The following is an 18,911-nucleotide window of genomic DNA, read 5'->3' as shown; positions in this document are numbered from 1 at the left end:
TTATTAAAACCTTGCTTTTAACCTCATTAAAAAAACAATGAAACAATTTTTCTCCTTGCTTGCAGCTTGCTTATTTTTAATTACCAGTGCTTCATCCCAAAAAAATGATGCCGCTAGTACAAAGCCAGTTACAACGTCTTTCACTTTTCCCTCTAGCCTGATTTTCAATACCGGATTCGAGGCTGGTACTTATATGGTTTCAACAGGTAAGCAAACAGCAGAATTTAGGGGGGTAGATAGTTCTGTTCCACCCCCTAACAATTGGGTGTCAGACTTTGTGGATCATCCCAACATTGGCTTTTTTAGGATTTATTATGAACAAGGGGATTCGTCCCAAAGGCTTTGCAGTATTGTTGCAGACCCTGTAAACCCATCCAATAAGGTATTAAATTACAAAATTTTGGAACCTCACATTGATTTACCTCCTGCTTCCCAATATACCATTAATGAGGTTCTATTCGATAAGAAAGGAAGGGTACAGGCCGATTTGTATGGCAATAATGGGTTGAAGGAAGTGTATGAGTCAATAAGACTATTTATACCTACTGATTTCAATAAATTGGTTAATTCTGTTTATCCTGGTCAGGGCGATTGGATAACCCTGTTTGAATTTTGGAACAATGCAGCTTGGGTTACCCCAAAATACGATTTTCGTTTTGGCATCACTTTGCACAAAGTAAAACCTACTGCAGGTTCCCCTTTTTATTTTAAAACAAATGGGCAAACATTCAATGGTAAATATACCACTGTTTGGGAAAAGGAAAACAAAGCCTTTATAGTGCCTATCGGCAAATGGATGACCATTGAATATTACATTAAGGAAGGCAATAAAGGCGATGGGCGTTTTTACTTTGCAGTAACCCCTGAAGGTGGCCCCAGAACCGTGGTTTACGATTTGAATGTGCCTACCTGCCACCCCGACGACCCCAACCCAGATGGCTTGTCAGAATTTAATCCTATAAAATTATACACGTCTAATAACTTAATCAACCAAATGAATGACATGGGTGGCATATTTCAGGTTTATTGGGACGATTTTAAGATTTGGAAGAGATAAAACCCTGAATAAATTACATTTCCTATTAATAAATAGTTTCTCAATGCTCATCAAATTAAGAAATATCTGCCTAATGGCAACTTTTACGCTTCCCTTCACTATCTGTACGGCACAGGACAAACCTTCTAAACCCATACTTATTTTCCAATCAGGTTTTGAGGGCAGCACCAAAGTGGTGGCAGATTCTGGCACAGACGACCATGGGGCATTGTACGAGCATATTGCAGGCATAGACAGCGGCCTAAAACAAAAAAGAAATTGGGACAAAGACTGGGTAGGTGTTTTAAATGATGGGTACATGGGTGTGCAATATACTGGCGGCGATGCCTCCAAAAGGTATGCAAAAGTAGAAGTAGACCCAACAAACCCCAAAAACAATGCACTCCACTTTTGGCTAAATGATGCTTGGCCAGCATCGGAAGGGCAAATAAAAGCAAGGGTTCAAACCAATATTTATGGCATCAAAACTGGTTATAAAGAATTTTACCAGTCTGTAAGGGTATTTTTAACGGAGGATTTTAACGCCTTAAAAACCTACCCACATAGGATCCCTTGGTGTACCATATCCGAGTTTTGGAACAATGAATGGTGGGTGAAAGGTGAAGAACATGGTTTTAGGGTAACGCTAGGCGTGGGAAAGCCAACTGCAGAAAGCAACGAACTTAATTTTATTTTGAATGCAGAAAATGCCGGCCAAAAGGAAGTATGGAACGCAGATAATGTTGCCATAAAAGTACCCATTGGAAAATGGTTTACGATGGACTATTATTTTAAGGAAGGCAACAAAGAAAATGGCAGGTTTTGGATGCGCATTACCCCAGATGGTGGTGAGCCTCAAAATGTTTTTGATGTACATAATTTTACACATGCCACCAATGACCTTTCTCCCAATGGCCTTACCAGCTACAACCCTATGAAACTATACACTTCCAAAGATGTTGTTGGTTTTATTAAAGCACAGAACAAGACTTTGCAGATATATTGGGATGATTTTAGATTGTGGTCAGATAAACGGCCTTAGGTGCGACACATACATTGTTCCTTTTCTAGCTGTTAGTGTCCATCAACCGCTAGGAAATAACTTTGATAATTCCTAATTTATAATTCCTAATTCTCCTTCAACCTTACTGACTTTGTGGCGATACATTCGTTATCACAATATCACTACTTGCAGCAGCTAAAGAAATTGCCCTTTCATCCAACAGCCCAATCACAGCAAGGTTTATTTTTTCCCTAAGCAGGTTAAAATCAGCGGCAGTTTGGGTTATTACTGTATAATATTCTATTTCTACTATATGGGCGTTCTTGCCTGTATCTTTTAAAAATGCGGAAGCACTCACTATTTCTGTAAGTTGCAACAATTGCTTGATGGCTGGGGTTAGCTCTTGTAGTTGTTCAGGCTTTGCAGACAGGCTTAGTTCTAAAGTGATCACTACTTTCCGCTGTGTGCGGCGGCTAAGGTTGTCCACAATGCTGTCAACCATTTGCTTGTTGGGTACAGATATATAGGTTTTTTCTTCTGTTCTTATCCTAGTGCTGCGCAAGCCTATTTTTTCTATTGACCCTGTAAGGTTGTTTACTTTCACACTGTCGCCGACGGTAAAAGGGCGGTCAAAAAAAATGATAAAAGAAGCTATTAGGTTTTCAAGGCTTTCTCTTGTGGCCAACGCCAATGCAGCCCCAACAAGGCTTAGACCCGTAACAAGGTTGCCCACGTCTTTATTGAAAGAAAAATGGAGGATAAGCAGAAAGCCCATGATAACTAGTATCATTTTGAAGAAGTCTTTAAAAAACACAATTAGCTGGCTTTCTGCCTTGTCATTCGCCCTTATGGCTACTTGTTCCAGCACAGTTGCCACAAAGTCTATCACCCGCAAGCAAAGCCATGTAAACGTGATGATTAAAGTAGCACTAGATGCGGCATCTATAACCTGAAAAAATGTAACCCTGTATATTTTGAAATTCAGCTCGGCAGGGTAGTTTAATTTGTCTAATGCCACGAAAGAAATAAAAAGCAACAAAAAGTTTTCTAATGGCTGCACGATAAGGCTTAGAAAAGCTTGTTTGTCAAGCCGCTTCCCAGTTCGAGCAACCAATTTAAAAAGTATAGTAGCAAAGTATTTAGAAAACAGCTTTTTTAAGCAAAATGCTAGCACTATGGTGAAAAACACAGACAGATAGCTATATACCGTGTTGTTATAAAATGTTTGGTGCAAAAAGTTGAACATGGGTGCAAATTAAAGCACCTTGTATATTTCTAAACCATCCTTGGTAAGTAAATAGCAAATATTTTGCTTTTGCACTATTTTTTTAGCCCTTGAAATGTTGATATTGGTTTTAGCAGAGGAGAATTGCAGGGTTTTAGGTTTGCTAGCATAAAACATGGTGCTGTCATGACCTTGCAAAAAAGCATCGGTTACCTGCACATCCTGCCAGTTTAGTATGGGGTAATCAATTTTAAAGCCGCCATAGTAGTCAAAAATTTTCCATCCTGCTTTGGGCTGGTACAGGTATAGCAACCCATTGATGTCAATAATGTTTTTTGGTGTGTACCCGCCATCAAACAGCAGCCTGAAATCTGGTGTTTCTAAAAGCACATTGCCCGACTCGTCTATTTTTTTTAGCTTGTTGTCAATCTCGTCAAATACCCAAATATTGTTGTCGTAGCTCTGTGCAATGGCCCTTGCCTGAAAAATATTTTGCTGCCGCAAGTCAATAGTATTCCTGTTGTTTAGTTGCTTGTCCAGCATTAGGATGGTAGTATAGTCTTTGTAATATACTAGCACCCGCAGTGGGTTGCTTACATCTATGGAAAATATATCGCCATACAGTTTGCTGTCGTTAAAAATAGCGATGCTATCCAAGTAGCTGTTTAGTTTTTTTATCTGGTTGGCTTGTGTAACCAAGAAGATATTGCCTAAATTATCCACTGCAAAGTCTGTGTAGCTGCCTTTTAAACTTTGGGTCAGTTGCAACTGCAAAGTAGTATCCGTTGCTGCTTGTAGTGGCTGGCAATTGAAAAAAATTGATACAATAAAAAATAATACTATCCTGCCCATGTGTGTAGTTGCATGTCCTGCCCATCAAAGGTAGCATAAGTACAGGTACGGATCCAGTCGCCTAGGTTTATATATCGGCTGGTATCGCTTAGTTTGAAATCGAGCGGCAGATGCCTATGGCCAAAAATAAAGTAATCGAAATGTTGGTGCTGCAATATTTCCTTGCAGAAAAGGATAAGCCATTCTTTGTCCTCCCCTAAAAAATATTGGTCTGCATTGCCTGTTTTTTCTTTGCTACGCCTGCTTAGGTAGTTGGCCAACCCCATGCCTAGGCTTGGGTGCAACTGCCCAAACAGCCAATGGCAAACAGGGTTTCGGAATATTTTTTTAATGAATTTGTAGCCATTGTCGCCAGGGCCTAGGCCATCGCCATGGCCGATATAGAATTGCTTATTGTTAAACTCGAATGTTTTAGGGTGGTGGTAAACAGGTATGTTTAGTTCTTGTTCAAAATAGCCGCTCATCCACATATCGTGGTTGCCTACAAAAAAATGGATAGGTATGCCACTGTCTGTAAGTTCTGCTAGCTTTCCTAATATCCTTGTGTATCCTTTAGGCACTACTGTTTTGTACTCGTACCAAAAATCGAACATATCGCCTACAATAAAAATCTGGAATGCATCATGCTTGATAGCATCTAAAAACAGTACTAATTTCTTTTCACGAACTAGGCTTTTTTCATGGTTGGGCGCACCCAGATGAAAATCGGAGAGGAAGTATATTTTTTTAGAAGGGGTTATTTCCATAGTTGTTGTTTTTCTTTGCCACAAAGGCACAAAAACACGAAGAAGCACAAAGAAAAGGAAATTTAAAAGGTTCTTACATTACTCAAAGCCATTGGGTGCATAAAAGTCTTTCGTTTTTTTAATTAAAAATCAACCTAGCCCAACCTTACCTCCCGAAAGACCGGAACAAGTTACCCAAAAGAAAAGATAACAGGAATAGGGCAACAATATTTGCATATTTTTAATAATATCAATATTTCCTAGTGTTATATTAAAATAGTTTCAGTTTTGCCATTTTTGTGGGATTTTTATTCTGTTTTTTTTTTCAAAAATCGCCACCACCCTTATAAGTCATTGATTATCAACAACTACATCAAATTTTTGTGCGTAATTCGTGCTTATTAAGTGCTTATTTTTTGAGTGATCTGTGCTTATTTTATGCATATTTTGTGCTTGATTTGTGCATATTTTATAGACATAAATACAAGACCAAATTTTTGGACTACAACTATCTTAATATTAGTAAAAAAAGAGCTACGATTGGGATACCAAGACAATAGTTTTGTAAATAGTTTGTATAAAATGCATTTCTAGCACAAAGATAAAGTTTTTATAGATTGGGGGGTATCAGGACAAAGCGAAAAAGTTTTATGCACCCAAGCCACTTCTTATTTTTCTTTTTTCTTCCTATCTTTTTTCTTTTATTTCCTTTGTATCGCTTTGAGTCTTCGTGCCTTGGTGGCAAATAATCACGAGTCCACTAAAAAACAAAAAACTTCTTTTGGGCCATGTACGCCTACTACCAATGTTTTCTCAATATCGGCCGTGCGGCTGGGGCCAGATGCCAAGGTAATTAGTGAGGGAAGATTGCTGCCATACTTCGCTTTTATATGCTGCAAGCCATCTTTTATATCATATACCAACTGGCTGGTAAAAGCAACGCAGATATGCACGGGTGCATACACGCTCGTTGTTCTGCCTTGTTCTGCAGCACTCATGATAATGCTGCCAGTCCTCGCAACAAGGTTTTCGCAGCTAGTAATGGAAGCATCACAGGCTTTTAAGTCTGTTGATGTAAAATTAGCATAGCCATTGCTGGCCAGTTGCTTCATCAGGCTATCTTCCACGCAATAGATATTTTTCCATTGCCGGGCATTGGCCAGTGCATTTAAGTTGGCCACTAATTCTTCTATATCTGCACAAAAAGAAAACCTGCCTTGTAACTTAGTAAAGTTTTCGGCAAACACAATTTCCAAATCTTCTGCCAAGGGCTTAAAAACATCGCCATCGGCCTTGCCCCCATCGAATGGGGCAGGCACTGAACTAGTCAGTGCCTGCTTTATTTTGTTTAATATTATTTCTCTTGAGTTATCCATTGTTTGTTTTAAGTTTTGTGTTTTAAGTTTTGAGTTGTTTTAAGCACATTGCCATAACACAGAACTTAAAACAAAAAACTCAAAACAAAAACCTATGCTCCAACTACTGTTACAATCGTTGTTTCAGGTGGGGCTATTACCACTTCCGGTTCCGATTCCAGCAATTTTTTTGCTTCAAAAGGGCGCTTGCCAATCAATAGCTCCACATCGCTTTTGTGCAATACCTCTTTCGATAATAATTCTTTTGCAAGGGTTTCTACTTCGCTTTTCCTTTTTGTCAATAATTCCAAAGTAAGTGTATAAGCCCTGTCAATAATGGCTTTTACTTCCTCGTCTATTATTTTGCCAGTGCCTTCGCTAAATGGCTTGGTGAAGGTATTTTCCTGCGTAGGGTCGTAGAAACTAACGTTGCCAATTTTATCGCTCATGCCATACGCTGTAACCATGCCATAAGCCATGCGGGTAATCTGCTGCAAGTCGTTGCTGGCACCAGTAGATATTTTGCCAAAGAAAATTTCTTCGCTGGCTCTTCCGCCTAATGTCATACAAATCTGGTCCATTAGTTGGTCCACATTGTACAGGTATTGTTCTGTTGGGGTGTATTGCGCATATCCCAAAGCAGCAGTTCCACGGGGCACAATGGTTACTTTCAATAATGGGTAAGCATGTTCCAGGAACCAGCCACAAACTGCATGACCAGCCTCGTGGTAGGCAATTATTTCTTTCTCATGCGGGGCAATTATTTTGTTTTTCTTTTCCAAGCCGCCAATAACCCTGTCAATTGCATCTTGAAAATCAATCATTTCCACGGCTGCCTTGTCTTTCCTTGCGGCTATCAAAGCGGCTTCGTTGCATACATTGGCTATATCTGCTCCAGCAAAACCAGGTGTTTGCTCGGCCAGTTTATGCACGTCTAGCTTTTCGCTTACCTTTATGGGTACTAAGTGTACTTTAAAGATGGCTTCACGCCCCTTTACGTCTGGCTTATCTATGCTAATCTGCCTGTCGAACCGACCCGGCCTTAGCAAAGCACTATCTAGTACATCAGGCCTATTGGTAGCAGCAAGTATAATAATACCCGTATCACCACCAAAACCGTCCATTTCTACCAGCAATTGGTTCAAGGTATTTTCCCTTTCGTCATTGCTCATCATTACGTTTTTGCCCCTTGCACGGCCAATAGCATCAATTTCATCAATGAATATGATACATGGGGCTTTTTCACGGGCTTGCTTAAACAAGTCCCTTACGCGGCTTGCGCCCACGCCTACGAACATTTCTACAAAGTCGCTGCCGCTCAAGCTAAAGAAAGGCACTTGTGCCTCGCCAGCCATAGCTTTTGCCAATAAGGTTTTACCAGTACCAGGGGGGCCAATTAACAAAGCACCCTTTGGTATTTTGCCACCTAACGCCGTATATTTTTTAGGGTTTTTCAGGAAATCTACTATTTCCATCACCTCTACTTTGGCTTCATCCAAGCCAGCCACATCTCCAAAGTTGATGTTTACTTTTGCTCCCTTATCAAACAAAGTAGCTTTCGATTTGCCAATATTGAAAATACCGCCTGGGCCACCGCCGCCTGGGCCACCACCGCCCATTTTGCGCATCAATATCAGCCAAATGCCCGCAAATACCAGTACATACACAATCAAGCTGGAAGCTGGGCCAAAAAAGTCTGGCTCGTCCCTTACACTTTGCGGAACAGCTGCCACCGCAGGGTGGCTTTTGTAGAATTTATCATAATCGGCATAAAAAACTTCCCATTTAATAATCCTGAACATGAAAAGTGGGGCCCCTTTTATTTTCGTGGCATCCATCTTTTCCTTGAATTTTTTTACATAAAAATCTTTTCCGAGGCTATCGCTTTTTATGTAAACATGCACTTCATTCTTATTGCTAATCAGTTCTATCTTAGCTATGTCGCCCTTGGCAAGCATTTCATTTTCAAAATCCTGCTCGCTTATTTCTGTTAAATCGGGGGAACTTTTGTTGTAGATAGATGATGCTACCAACCCAGCGAAAATGAGTCCATACACCCAGTAAATATTAAACTTAGGTGTTTTGCGGGACGGCTTGTCGTCACCAGAGTTGGTGAATGGTATTTTAGGTAATTGTTTATCTTCTTGTGCCATAATGAATTACTTGCGTCAAAATGAAAATAATGCCTGTACTCTCTAAAAGTTCAAATACGGCTTGTTAAAAATTTTTCTTATTCGTGTTTTTGCAAAACTGCGTCGCTCCACATGTCTTCCAAACTATAAAATCTCCTTGCTTCTGGGTGCATTACATGCACTACTATGTTTACATAATCTACCAATACCCATTGCCCGGTGGTTTTGCCTTCGTGCTTGTAGGGGTCTTCGCCAGATACTTCTTTTACTTGGAATTCAATAAAATCTGCAATTGCTTTTACCTGCGTGGTAGATGGTGCCTGGCAAATAATGAAAAAATCTGCCACAGCTTCCGGTATTTTCCTGAGGTCTAGGCTTACAATCTGCTCGCCTTTTTTTTCTTCAATGGCATTGATGATGGCCTTAAAAATTTTTGAGCTTTTAGTAAGCCTCGTTAAGCCTTTGGTGCGGGTGCCTAAAACAGAAAGTTGTTCCAACAAAAATGGTGTTTTTAATTTAAAAAAATATACTATAACTTAAACATAAATAGGTTTGCTCTCCATGCGTGCATTTTGTTTGCAACATATAAATGTTTTACCAAGCAAAGATAAGCAAGCTGCACGGGTGCATAAACATAATTATACCAATGTTTTCACTTAGTACAATATTCTATTTACCTTCGGTTCCAAAAATAATACTTCTTTGCCTCTTACAACTGCTAATAAAGATTCAAATTTTGTATTTCCTGAAATTGGCAGCTTTTTTATTGAGCTGGATGAAGTAGCAAGTACCAATAGTTATGCCATTGACAAGATACAGGCAAATTTGGCTGCACACGGCACTGCATTCTTTGCCCATGCACAAACTGCAGGCAGGGGGCAAAGGGGCAGGCAATGGGTGGCCGAGGCTGGTAGTAATATTATTATTTCTTGTGTTGTGGATACACGCTTATTATCAATGCAGCAGCAGTTTTCTTTCAGTGTTTGCATAGCCCTTGCGTGCAGAAATTTTTTTGCATCTAATACAGGTGGCGATGCTGCCATAAAATGGCCAAACGATATTTACTGGCGTGACAGAAAGGCAGGCGGGATATTGATAGAGAACATTATCAGGGGGCAAGAATGGCATTGGGCTGTTGTAGGCATTGGCATAAACATTAACCAAACTGTTTTCCCTGATGGATTAAAAAACCCGGTTTCACTACGCCAAATAACAGGAAAGCTACTAGATGCAGTAGCCCTTGCAAAGCAATTGTGTACTTTTTTAGAAGCAAGTTTTCAAGAACTACTAAGCTGGGGTGCCCCAAAACAATTGGCTGCGTATAACCAATATTTGTACAAAGCAAATGAACAGATACTGCTAAAAAAAGACTCGGCCGTTTTTAGCTGCACCATAAAAGGTGTGAATGAATATGGGCAGTTGCTGGTAAGCGGCTGCTCTTACGACTTTTTTGAATTTGGGGAAGTGGAATGGGTGGTATAGTGGAGGCAAATGCGGAATAGACGAGGAGGCAAAGATTTAACCACTTACAACAAATTCAACTGCCGCCTTACGCCTGCCTTTGCAACAATAAAAAGTTTGCTGTAGTCTGGTATGCGAATGCGCTCTTCCATTATTTTTTGGGGCTGCAGGCGTTTTATTTTTTTGAAAAGAGATAGGTAATATTTGTAGGCAACATATACCCCAAACCTTGCCTGCATGGGCAATTGCAGGATGGCGGCATAGGCATTGTTAAAATCTTGTTGTATGTCTGCTTCTATGCACTGCTTGTCTGCATAGCTAAAATTGTCAAAATCGCACTCTGGGAAATATACCCTTTTCAGGCCTTCATAATCGGCCTTTAGGTCTCGCAGGAAGTTTATTTTTTGAAATGCAGCCCCTAGGCTCCTTGCCCCGGGTTGCAGTTGCTGGTAAAGTTGGTTGTCGCCATTGCAAAACACATACAGGCACATCAGACCTACCACTTCGGCACTGCCATAAATATATTCCTCATACCCACCTTTGTCGTATTTGTTCCTGTTTAGATCCAGTTCCATGCTGTGCAAAAAAGCATCAATCAGCTTTTTGTCTATATTATAATGGTTTACTGTTAGCTGGAAGCCATGCAAAATAGGGTTCAGGCTTATGCCCCTGTCAATGGCTTCATATGTAGCTTGTTTAAATTCGTCAAGCAGGGCTTGCTTGTCAAACGCATGGAATGTGTCAACAATTTCATCTGCAAAGCGAACAAAGCCATAAATATTATAAATCGGCTGGCGCAACGGCTTGCCTAGCAAATGAATAGCAGAAGAAAAGCTGGTACTGTATTTCTTCGTGGTATTCTTGCTGCAATCTTGGCAAACATCATGAAAGAGTTGCATGTTGGTCATAGCGCCTGATTATTTTATACCTATGATTAAATGATTTGAATGATTCTAATGATTAAAACGCTTGAAATGGAATAAATTTCGAAACCAAGTTTCTTTATATTATTATGAACTTTCTCTCTCTCCTTCAGGGCGTATGCAATACGCCCTGAAGGACGACTGACCACTTATGACTTACGACTTCTTTTGCTACCACCTCCCCGCTTATCAAGCTAGGAGGCACCCCTGGTCCAGGGACGGTCAACTGCCCTGTGTAAAACAAATTGCTTACTTTCTTGCTTTTGCACGAGGGTTTTAGTATAGCCGTTTGCAACAATGTATTGGCTAGCCCATAAGCATTGCCTTTAAAAGCATTGTAATCTTCCACAAAATCACTTAAGGCAAAAGATTTTTTATATATAACATTTGTTTTTATTTTTTGTTGCAAATGCATTTCCAGCCTGTCCATAATCATGTTAAAATACTTTTCCCTAAGGACCTCGTCATCTCCTTCCAAGCCAGTAGCAACAGGGATTAGCAGGAACAGGTTTTCGCAACCTTCTGGGGCAACTGTGTCATCCGTTGCAGAAGTAATACTCATGTAAAACATTGGATCACTAGGCCATTGCTTATCAGTGTAAATTTCTTTTCCATGTGTATCGAAGGACGTGTCAAAAAACAAGGAGTGGTGGGTAATGTTTTTTAATTTTTTATTCAAACCCACATAGTATAGCAAACAACTAGGGGCCATTACCCTGCTTTCCCAGTACTTGCTGGTATAGCTTCTGTACTTTTTGGGCAATAGCTTTGTTTCTATATGATGGTAGTCTGCAGCACCAACCACAATATCTGCTTCTATAAAATGCGTATTGGCTGTTTTGCCTTCGTCCGATTTTACGCCAATAGCTTTTCCATTTTCAATTTCAATACTTGTAACATTTTCATTGAACCTAAATTGAACCCCCAATTCTAAAGCTAGTTGGTACATGCCCTCTACTATCTGGTACATGCCGCCTTTGGGGTACCAAGTGCCGCCCACTATGTCGGCATAGTTCATTAAACTATATAATGCGGGGGTATTCTCTGGTAATGCCCCTAAAAATAAAACTGGGAATGAAAGTAGTTGCCTTATTTTTTCGTTTAAAAACAGCTTGTTTACATGCGTTTTAATAGAATTGAAAACATCTAACCGGAAAATGCCACTAATTAAATTCCAATCCAAGAACTCGGATAAGGAACGGCCTGGTTTGTGTACCAATTTGTTGATGCCTACTTGGTATTTATAAGCAGCTTCGGCAATAAAGGTTTCTAGTTTTTTGGAACTGCCTGGCTCCAATTCGTTAAACAACTTTTCTAGTTCTGTATAATCAGCAGGGATGTCCATTGGTCTATCTTTCCAGAATACTCGGTAGGATGGGTCTAACCGGGTAAGGCTATAATAATCACTAACATTTTTGCCAAATTTCTGGAAATACCTTTCAAAAACATCGGGCATCCAATACCAGCTTGGCCCCATGTCAAAAGTAAAGCCTTCTGCTTCCAATTTTCTTGCCCTGCCGCCCGGCAAAGGATGCTTTTCCAAAACCGTTACGCTGTAGCCTGCTTTTGCTAAGAAGCTTGCCACTGATATACCCGCAAACCCAGCCCCTATAACAACAACTTTTTGTTTTATCATTTAAAAAATTTGATAGCCATAAAGGCTCTAAGCAGCGCAAAGAAAATAATGAAAACTCTATGCCACTATAAAATATCAAAATTAAGTGATGTATGTAATAAGGCATTAGAAAAAACCATCGCTCTATATTCCTAATTTATAATTCCTAATTAAATCAGTGTCTTTCTAGTTGTGCTTTCAGCAATTTACGGGCAAAGTGTATACGGCTTTTTATGGTACCGAGTGGCTCGCCAAGCATCCCTGCAATCTCGTGGTACTTGAAACCATCAAAGTAAAGCAGGAATGGGTTCTTAAAAATACTAGGCAATTCGTGTATCGCTGCGTTTGCCTCTTTTATGTTAATGGCGGCTATCGCCTCGTTTGCTATAAAGCCTTGGTTTAGATTTAATAAAAATTCATTGGGTGTACTGTCAAAAATAGTATTCTGTTTTGCCTTCCTGCGGTAATTATTGATGAAAATATTCCGCATAATGGTGTACAGCCAGGCTTTTATGTTCGTGCCAGTATTATATTTTTCCCTATTTGCCAAGGCTCTGTACAACGTTTCTTGGAAAAGGTCTTTCGCTTGCTCATTGTCCCTTGTCAATGTGATGGCAAAGGGCTTTAAAAATTCTGTGTTGTTTAACAATATCTGGTTGAACTCGGCTGCTGACATAATATCTTGTTTAAGAGTGAACATGGCAAAGTTAAACAAAATTCTTACCATAATTTTTAATTCTGTGAATATTTTACCAAATTGAACAATATTTTTTTTGGGCGACAGCCTACATTTGTATCATTATGGGCAGGTTGTTTATAAATATGCTTTTTATTTTCCTTTTATCCATTCAGGTATTCCCTGTAAAGGAGATTAGGAACTTGCTATTGGGCAAACAAACCTGTTGTGAAGTGCTGAACGACAGCGATGATGATGACTGCGATACCGATATGGTTAAAAAAATGGGCAGCACTACAGAATTTGAATTTGTTGTTATCCATACTGCAATTTCCCAGCCAATCCAATCAACTGAACTTGCGTATAAAGAGCATGGTGTTTATTATCCCCTGAACCATGCTGCCGATGTGCATACACCACCACCAAACTGTTAAGATTTTAGGCAAAAAGGCAATAGGCAAGGAGCAATATTTGATGCCTTGTAGATTCTTTTTTTGCCTAATTGCAAAAAAACTATTTTAAACCTAATTTTTCTATCCACCACATAGCCACATAGGACACATAGCTCAAAGCGAGTATAAAAGAAAGAAAACATAGTTGTTTATTTATGTCTATACATTAATTCATAAGGCATTGCCAAACGATGCCTCTTGATAAAATTGGTAATTCAACTTGAATAAAGCATATCTTTTCACAAGCCATGGCAAAAGACAGAAAGCCTTTGTTCCCTCCCTTTTTCTTTCCTATGTGTACTATGTGCCTATGTGGTGAATAATTTCCGACTTTTATTCTTAACATCACATGAAAAAATATTTTCAAAATGCAGGTGCAGATGTGCCTGCCTCTATCGTTGTTTTATTGGTTGCACTGCCGCTGTGCCTTGGCATAGCTTTGGCAAGCGGTGCTCCTTTATTTTCAGGCATTATTGCTGGCATTGTTGGGGGCGTTGTTGTGGGTACATTAAGTGGTTCCCAACTAAGTGTTAGTGGGCCTGCTGCGGGCCTTACTGCTATTGTGGCTGTTGCCATTGGCAAATTGCACGTCTATGATGCTTTTTTATTAGCTGTGGTAATAGCGGGTGTTTTGCAGTTAACATTGGGCTTCCTGAAAGCGGGAATTATTGGCGATTATATCCCCAACTCGGTTATTAAAGGGATGCTGGCAGCTATTGGCCTTATCCTGATACTAAAGCAACTGCCGCACCTGGTTGGTTTTGACAGGGATTTTGTAGGAGATGAAGATTTTGCCCAGGCCGACAAAGCCAATACATTTAGCGAACTACCAAATGCTTTGAAAGCATTTGCCCCCGTGGCTATTTTTATTGGGGTAGTATCCGTGCTGTTGCTGATTTTGTGGGAACGCCCATTTTTTAAGAAACAGGCATTGTTTACATACATACCAGGCCCGTTGGTGGTTGTTATTTTTGGTGCTTTGGTAAACCAGTACTTTGCTTTATCGGGTTCTGGTTTTGCATTGAAAGGCAAAGAAATGGTGAGCCTGCCAGTGGCAACTAATATCAACCATTTCTTTTCTTTTTTTACTAGCCCCAATTTTAGCTATATCACCAGCCCCGAAGTATGGAAAACAGGGCTTACCCTGGCCGTGGTGGCTAGCTTAGAAACACTGCTGGGCATAGAAGCGGTTGACAAACTAGATGCTTTGAAACGGGTTACCCCCACTAACCGGGAGCTAAAAGCACAAGGCATAGGCAATATTGTAAGTGGATTGATTGGCGGACTGCCGCTGACTTCGGTTATTGTGCGCAGCTCTGCCAATGTAGGTTCTGGTGCCAAAACCAAGGCATCGGCCATCATGCACGGGTTGTTCATGCTGCTGTGCGTGTTGCTAATCCCATCTGTGTTGAACAAAATACCACTTGCTGCCTTGGCAGCCATATTGGTATTTACAGGGTACAAGCTGGCCAAAATACCTTTGTTCAAAGATTTTTATGCAAAGGGTTGGGACCAGTTTGTGCCATTTGTGGCTACAATTATTGCCATTTTAATGACAGATTTGTTAATTGGTATTTTAATTGGTATTGGCGTAGGTTTGTTTTTTATGATTCGCAGTAATTTTAGGTCGGCAATATTGGTGGTGCACGACAAAGACCATTATTTAATACGGCTTCGTAAAGACGTATCTTTCTTAAACAAGCCTATTATAAAAAGGAAACTGGAAAGCGTGCCAGCAAATGCGTACGTTATTATTGATGCTACCCGGGCAGATTTTATAGACAAGGACATTATTGAGGAAATAAATAACTTTATGCTGCACGCCCACTTGAAAAACATAACCGTGGAAATGAAAAGGAGTGCTTACAAATCGATGCATGTTTTGTTTAACGAGCCACCTTTGCGGCTGGCCGTGTAATAAATTTGCATAAATTCTAAATAATTTTCCTCTATTTAAGCTTTATGTTGTTCATGGTTAAAGCCTGATAGATACTCACTTGTACCCCCAGCCTAAAGGTATGGGGGTAACAACAACTTGCTATAGAAAGGTATTAATAATAACCCCGCGCCTTTAGGCTGGGGAGAAATAAATACAGCTAAATGGCTTTAGCCATGATACTTAAGGGCAATGATGAGAAAGTTAGTCCTAAAACGGTATGTATAGGTACGACATAAAAATGCTTAGGGACACATATTTTCATTTATTTTAGCCTCAAAATAAACAATTTCAATTTTATTATTTATTAAATCAAACTCATTTTTTATGGAAATATACGAAAAGTTATTAATAGAAAACAAAGCATGGGCAAAGGAACAAGTAGAGGACGACCCACAGTTTTTTAGCCGCTTGGCACATTTGCAAGCCCCAGAGTTTTTATGGATTGGCTGCAGCGACAGCCGTGTGCCTGCCGATAAAATTACAGGCACCCAGCCGGGTGAGATTTTTGTGCACCGCAATATTGCCAACATGGTGGTGCATACTGATCTGAACATGCTTAGCGTGCTGCAATATGCCGTGGAAGTATTAAAGGTTAGGCACGTGATTGTTTGCGGGCATTATGGGTGCGGCGGGGTAAAAGCTGCCATGACACAGCATTCTTTGGGGCTTATAGACAAATGGCTGCTCAATATTAAAGACGTGTATAGGATACACAAAAACGAAGTAGATAGCATTGGTAACGAAGAAAAGAAAGTGGATAGGCTGATAGAGCTGAACGTAAAAGAACAAGTGATGAACCTTGCAAAAACATCCATTATACAAGGGGCGTGGAAAAAAAACCAGCAGCCACACTTGCATGGATGGGTATATGGCCTGAGTGACGGCATTATCCACCCCATTTTTGAACTGCCAGCTGGCAGCCCAATAGACTCGCTTTATACGTATGACAACTTATAAGTAAATGATAAGGTACGAAGTGATTTTAACTGCAAAATCTAGATTAAATTGCTTCGTGCCTATTCTTTGTTTTTTAAGCGCTCATTTAGTTTTAGCAAGCATGCTATAGTGGCTTTGTTTGTTTCAGTTTCTGCCTGCTCATAGTAAGAATGTGGCGTAGTCCGGGAATCTACGAACTTGTCATACTTGTCTGTTTTTTCCCTGAAATATTTTAAAAGATCAGGCTGCTTTGCCAATACATCCCTCATTCGTGAGATGCTCGGCTCCTTGCACTTGCCTTTATCAGTGACAATCATTAATTTATATTCCGCCGGCATCGAAAGCGATGCAACTCTTGTTGCCAAGCCTACTACCCCAAAACCAAGCCCAATCATTTCTTTAAATTTCATATTAAAAAATGGGTAAGGTCCAATGCAGCCCAATTTCCAATACCGGGTTGCAATACCCTCATTATAGTTTATGTATACACTGCTGCCATCGCAAAAACCCCATACATGCCCAACCCTGTGCAAAGAATCTGTCAGTTCAAAATCAGCACCAATAATGGTTGTATCCGTTTTGCTGGTTTGTAGCAATATAGTTTTGAAACTCCTTGTTACAGAAGGTGTATTGTTCACATATTCTTCATAGCTTTTATAAAACCCTCTATTTAATGAGTTGGTATGTAGAACATTGGCACTATCGCTTTGCCCATAAGCAAAGTGTAAAAGTATCATTAACACTAGCAGTAAAATGCTTTTCAGTTGCATATTTTTTGATTTTTCAATTATAACTTCACCACGCACCCTGTAATGCTGCTTTCAAAAGCAGCTTCAATAATGCGGATTGCGTTTACGCTGTCTTCCGGCAGCACAGGCACATCGCCACCTTTGCGTATAGCGTGGTATATACCATCGAAGTAATCCATATAGTTGCCTTGCAAGGAATCTATTTTCTCTTTTATTATTTCCCCATTTTTTTCAGTGTGCAGCAGCCCTTGGCTAATGACATGCTCCTTGCCCCAGTCTTGCCCCAAGGGCAAAATGCCCGCCAGCAGTGCTTCTTCCTGCACATTGGTTTTCGGTTTTACAAAACTTCCTTTGCTGCCGTGAATGGTATAGCCCATGCTTGGTTCCCTTGCCACAAGCGTGGAGCGCACCCTTACCCTTAGGCTTGGGTAATACAACAAAATCTCGAAATAGTCATCTACCTTGCTGATAGTACGCATAATGGAGATATCTGCAAATACAGCGGTGGGGTAACCAAACAATTGCAGTGCTTGGTCTATCAAGTGCGAGCCAAGGTCATATACCAAACCAGTGCCTTTCTCGGGTTTTTCTTTGTGCGCTTTATAGCTTAGCACTTCCATGAAACGGTCAAAATGCAGCTCTGCTTCTACTATATCGCCTAGTAATTTTTTTTGAAGCACATGCTTCACAGTCAAAAAATCACTATCATACCTTCTGTTTTGATAGCCTGATAGCTTTTTCTTTTGGGCATGGGCAATTTGAATAAGCGCTTCCCCCTCTACTGCTGACACGGTAAAAGGTTTTTCAATAACCACATGCTTGCCTGCCAGCAATGCTTTTTTTGCAAATTCGTAATGCGTTACATTGGGTGTGTTTATAATTACTAGCTCTACTTCTTGGTCGGCAAGCAGCTCCTCGTACGAATCGTATGAAATAGCACTTTCATACTGTTCCTGAATAAATTTGTTGCTCCGCTCCCAGGCACCATGCAGTGTAAACGCATTGTTGACCGACAAAAAAGGTGCATGGAATACTTTGCCGGACATACCAAAAGAACATAAGGCAGTTTTAATAGGTATTAGATGGCTCATGAATAAAATTTTAATAAATATAGGCCTGCTTTAACAAATTTAGTATTCAAAATTTAAAATATTGCTAATAGCCACACTTTTCAACTTTATTGTGCCATATTTGTTATTGTAAAAAAACAAAAAAATGAAATATTTATTTACAGTACTGAGTGTTGCGCTGCTTAGCGCTTTCACGCTCCGCCCAAGCCATACCATACACGCTTTTAAAGTAAAAAGCATTGATGGCGGCACTATAGATTTTGCAAAATTTAAAGGCAAGAAAATCTTGGTAGTAAATGTGGCCTCCAAATGTGGCTTTACAAAGCAATACGATGCCTTGGAAAAATTGTATGAGGCTAACAAAGAAAAACTAGTAATTGTAGGCTTCCCCGCCAACAATTTTGGCAGCCAAGAACCTGGAACTGATAGTGAAATTGTAGAATTTTGCAAGGCAAGATTTGGCGTAACTTTCCCAATGGCTAGTAAAATAAGCGTGAAAGGCGATGACATGGCACCTATTTACAAATGGTTGACCACAAAAGAAGAAAACGGGGTATTGGATGCTACTATTGCTTGGAATTTTAATAAGTTCTTACTAGATGAAAATGGCAAAATGATAGCTTATTTCCCAAGTAAAGTAACACCAGACAGCGAAGAAATAGCAAAATATTTGAAATAGAAATATTGCTATTTATACTTAAAATATTCACAAAGGCACAAAAGCTCGAAGTAGCACTAAGAAAAAAAGATAAAAGGATTAGT

Annotated in this window: 18 protein-coding genes; 7 read left to right on the top strand and 11 right to left on the bottom strand. The window is 39.9% G+C overall.

Annotated features, from left to right (window positions below):
- Positions 1–37 precede the first annotated feature (37 nt).
- Positions 38–1,057 (top strand): hypothetical protein, encoded by a 1,020-nt coding sequence (locus ACHFIY_RS09000; protein WP_410845749.1) that lies wholly within the window; start codon positions 38–40, stop codon positions 1,055–1,057.
- Positions 1,058–1,100: 43 nt separating this feature from the next.
- Positions 1,101–2,078 (top strand): hypothetical protein, encoded by a 978-nt coding sequence (locus ACHFIY_RS08995; protein ID WP_410845748.1) that lies wholly within the window; start codon positions 1,101–1,103, stop codon positions 2,076–2,078.
- Between the two features lie 103 nt (positions 2,079–2,181).
- On the opposite strand, the gene ACHFIY_RS08990 is transcribed toward ACHFIY_RS08995, so the two are convergent.
- From ACHFIY_RS08990 to rsfS, 6 genes are all read right to left on the bottom strand, one after another.
- Entirely contained in the window at positions 2,182–3,285 is a 1,104-nt protein-coding gene (locus ACHFIY_RS08990; protein WP_410845747.1) for a mechanosensitive ion channel family protein, read from the bottom strand.
- 9 nt (positions 3,286–3,294) lie between these two features.
- Entirely contained in the window at positions 3,295–4,116 is an 822-nt protein-coding gene (locus ACHFIY_RS08985) for a hypothetical protein (RefSeq protein WP_410845746.1), read from the bottom strand.
- A complete protein-coding gene (locus ACHFIY_RS08980) occupies positions 4,104–4,862 on the bottom strand; it encodes a UDP-2,3-diacylglucosamine diphosphatase (protein WP_410845745.1) in 759 nt (252 codons plus the stop codon). The genes ACHFIY_RS08985 and ACHFIY_RS08980 overlap by 13 nt, the downstream gene beginning before the upstream one ends.
- Before the next feature lie 728 nt (positions 4,863–5,590).
- A complete protein-coding gene (locus tag ACHFIY_RS08975) occupies positions 5,591–6,217 on the bottom strand; it encodes a LutC/YkgG family protein (protein WP_410845744.1) in 627 nt (208 codons plus the stop codon).
- Between the two features lie 92 nt (positions 6,218–6,309).
- Positions 6,310–8,349 carry an ATP-dependent zinc metalloprotease FtsH gene (gene ftsH, locus ACHFIY_RS08970; RefSeq protein WP_410845743.1) on the bottom strand — a complete coding sequence of 680 codons (2,040 nt, stop codon included), beginning with the start codon at positions 8,347–8,349 and terminating at the stop codon, positions 6,310–6,312.
- A 77-nt stretch (positions 8,350–8,426) separates the two neighbouring features.
- Complete coding sequence (gene rsfS / locus ACHFIY_RS08965; protein WP_410845742.1) at positions 8,427–8,828, bottom strand: ribosome silencing factor; 402 nt, start codon at positions 8,826–8,828, stop codon at positions 8,427–8,429.
- Positions 8,829–9,030: 202 nt separating this feature from the next.
- Here rsfS and ACHFIY_RS08960 point away from each other — a divergent pair, with 202 nt between their 5' ends.
- Positions 9,031–9,810 (top strand): biotin--[acetyl-CoA-carboxylase] ligase, encoded by a 780-nt coding sequence (locus tag ACHFIY_RS08960; protein WP_410845741.1) that lies wholly within the window; start codon positions 9,031–9,033, stop codon positions 9,808–9,810.
- Between the two features lie 44 nt (positions 9,811–9,854).
- Here the strand turns inward: ACHFIY_RS08960 and ACHFIY_RS08955 are convergent, their stop codons facing one another.
- From ACHFIY_RS08955 to ACHFIY_RS08945, 3 genes are all read right to left on the bottom strand, one after another.
- Positions 9,855–10,697 (bottom strand): phytoene/squalene synthase family protein, encoded by an 843-nt coding sequence (locus tag ACHFIY_RS08955; protein WP_410845740.1) that lies wholly within the window; start codon positions 10,695–10,697, stop codon positions 9,855–9,857.
- 124 nt (positions 10,698–10,821) lie between these two features.
- The gene (locus ACHFIY_RS08950; RefSeq protein ID WP_410845739.1) at positions 10,822–12,348 is read right to left on the bottom strand and encodes a phytoene desaturase family protein; all 1,527 of its coding nucleotides are present in this window, start codon (positions 12,346–12,348) and stop codon (positions 10,822–10,824) included.
- 154 nt (positions 12,349–12,502) lie between these two features.
- Complete coding sequence (locus ACHFIY_RS08945; protein ID WP_410845738.1) at positions 12,503–13,003, bottom strand: RNA polymerase sigma factor; 501 nt, start codon at positions 13,001–13,003, stop codon at positions 12,503–12,505.
- A 125-nt stretch (positions 13,004–13,128) separates the two neighbouring features.
- On the opposite strand from ACHFIY_RS08945, the gene ACHFIY_RS08940 reads away from it, so the two are divergent.
- The 3 genes from ACHFIY_RS08940 to can all read left to right on the top strand — a co-directional run bounded on the left by ACHFIY_RS08940 (position 13,129) and on the right by can (position 16,351).
- A complete protein-coding gene (locus tag ACHFIY_RS08940) occupies positions 13,129–13,437 on the top strand; it encodes a hypothetical protein (RefSeq protein WP_410845737.1) in 309 nt (102 codons plus the stop codon).
- 367 nt (positions 13,438–13,804) lie between these two features.
- Positions 13,805–15,373: a SulP family inorganic anion transporter gene (locus ACHFIY_RS08935; RefSeq protein ID WP_410845736.1), complete on the top strand. Its 1,569-nt coding sequence runs from the start codon at positions 13,805–13,807 to the stop codon at positions 15,371–15,373.
- Positions 15,374–15,718: 345 nt separating this feature from the next.
- Positions 15,719–16,351, top strand: a complete 633-nt coding sequence (gene can / locus ACHFIY_RS08930; protein WP_410845735.1) for a carbonate dehydratase — start codon at positions 15,719–15,721, stop codon at positions 16,349–16,351.
- 59 nt (positions 16,352–16,410) lie between these two features.
- Here can and ACHFIY_RS08925 read toward each other — a convergent pair whose 3' ends face one another.
- Both ACHFIY_RS08925 and ACHFIY_RS08920 read right to left on the bottom strand, forming a co-directional pair.
- On the bottom strand, positions 16,411–17,067 hold the full coding sequence (locus tag ACHFIY_RS08925) for a DUF6563 family protein (protein ID WP_410845734.1): 657 nt from the start codon (positions 17,065–17,067) through the stop codon (positions 16,411–16,413).
- A gap of 50 nt (positions 17,068–17,117) precedes the next feature.
- The gene (locus ACHFIY_RS08920) at positions 17,118–18,170 is read right to left on the bottom strand and encodes a Gfo/Idh/MocA family oxidoreductase (RefSeq protein ID WP_410845733.1); all 1,053 of its coding nucleotides are present in this window, start codon (positions 18,168–18,170) and stop codon (positions 17,118–17,120) included.
- Between the two features lie 124 nt (positions 18,171–18,294).
- Between ACHFIY_RS08920 and ACHFIY_RS08915 the strand changes: the two genes are divergently transcribed.
- Entirely contained in the window at positions 18,295–18,828 is a 534-nt protein-coding gene (locus tag ACHFIY_RS08915; RefSeq protein ID WP_410845732.1) for a glutathione peroxidase, read from the top strand.
- The last annotated feature ends 83 nt before the right edge of the window (positions 18,829–18,911 follow it).

It is taken from the genome of Parasediminibacterium schistidii, from assembly GCF_046546515.1.
GTDB lineage: Bacteria > Bacteroidota > Bacteroidia > Chitinophagales > Chitinophagaceae > Parasediminibacterium.
The sequence above is the reverse complement of the archived record's forward strand: the minus strand, read 5'-3'. Positions and strand labels throughout refer to the sequence as shown.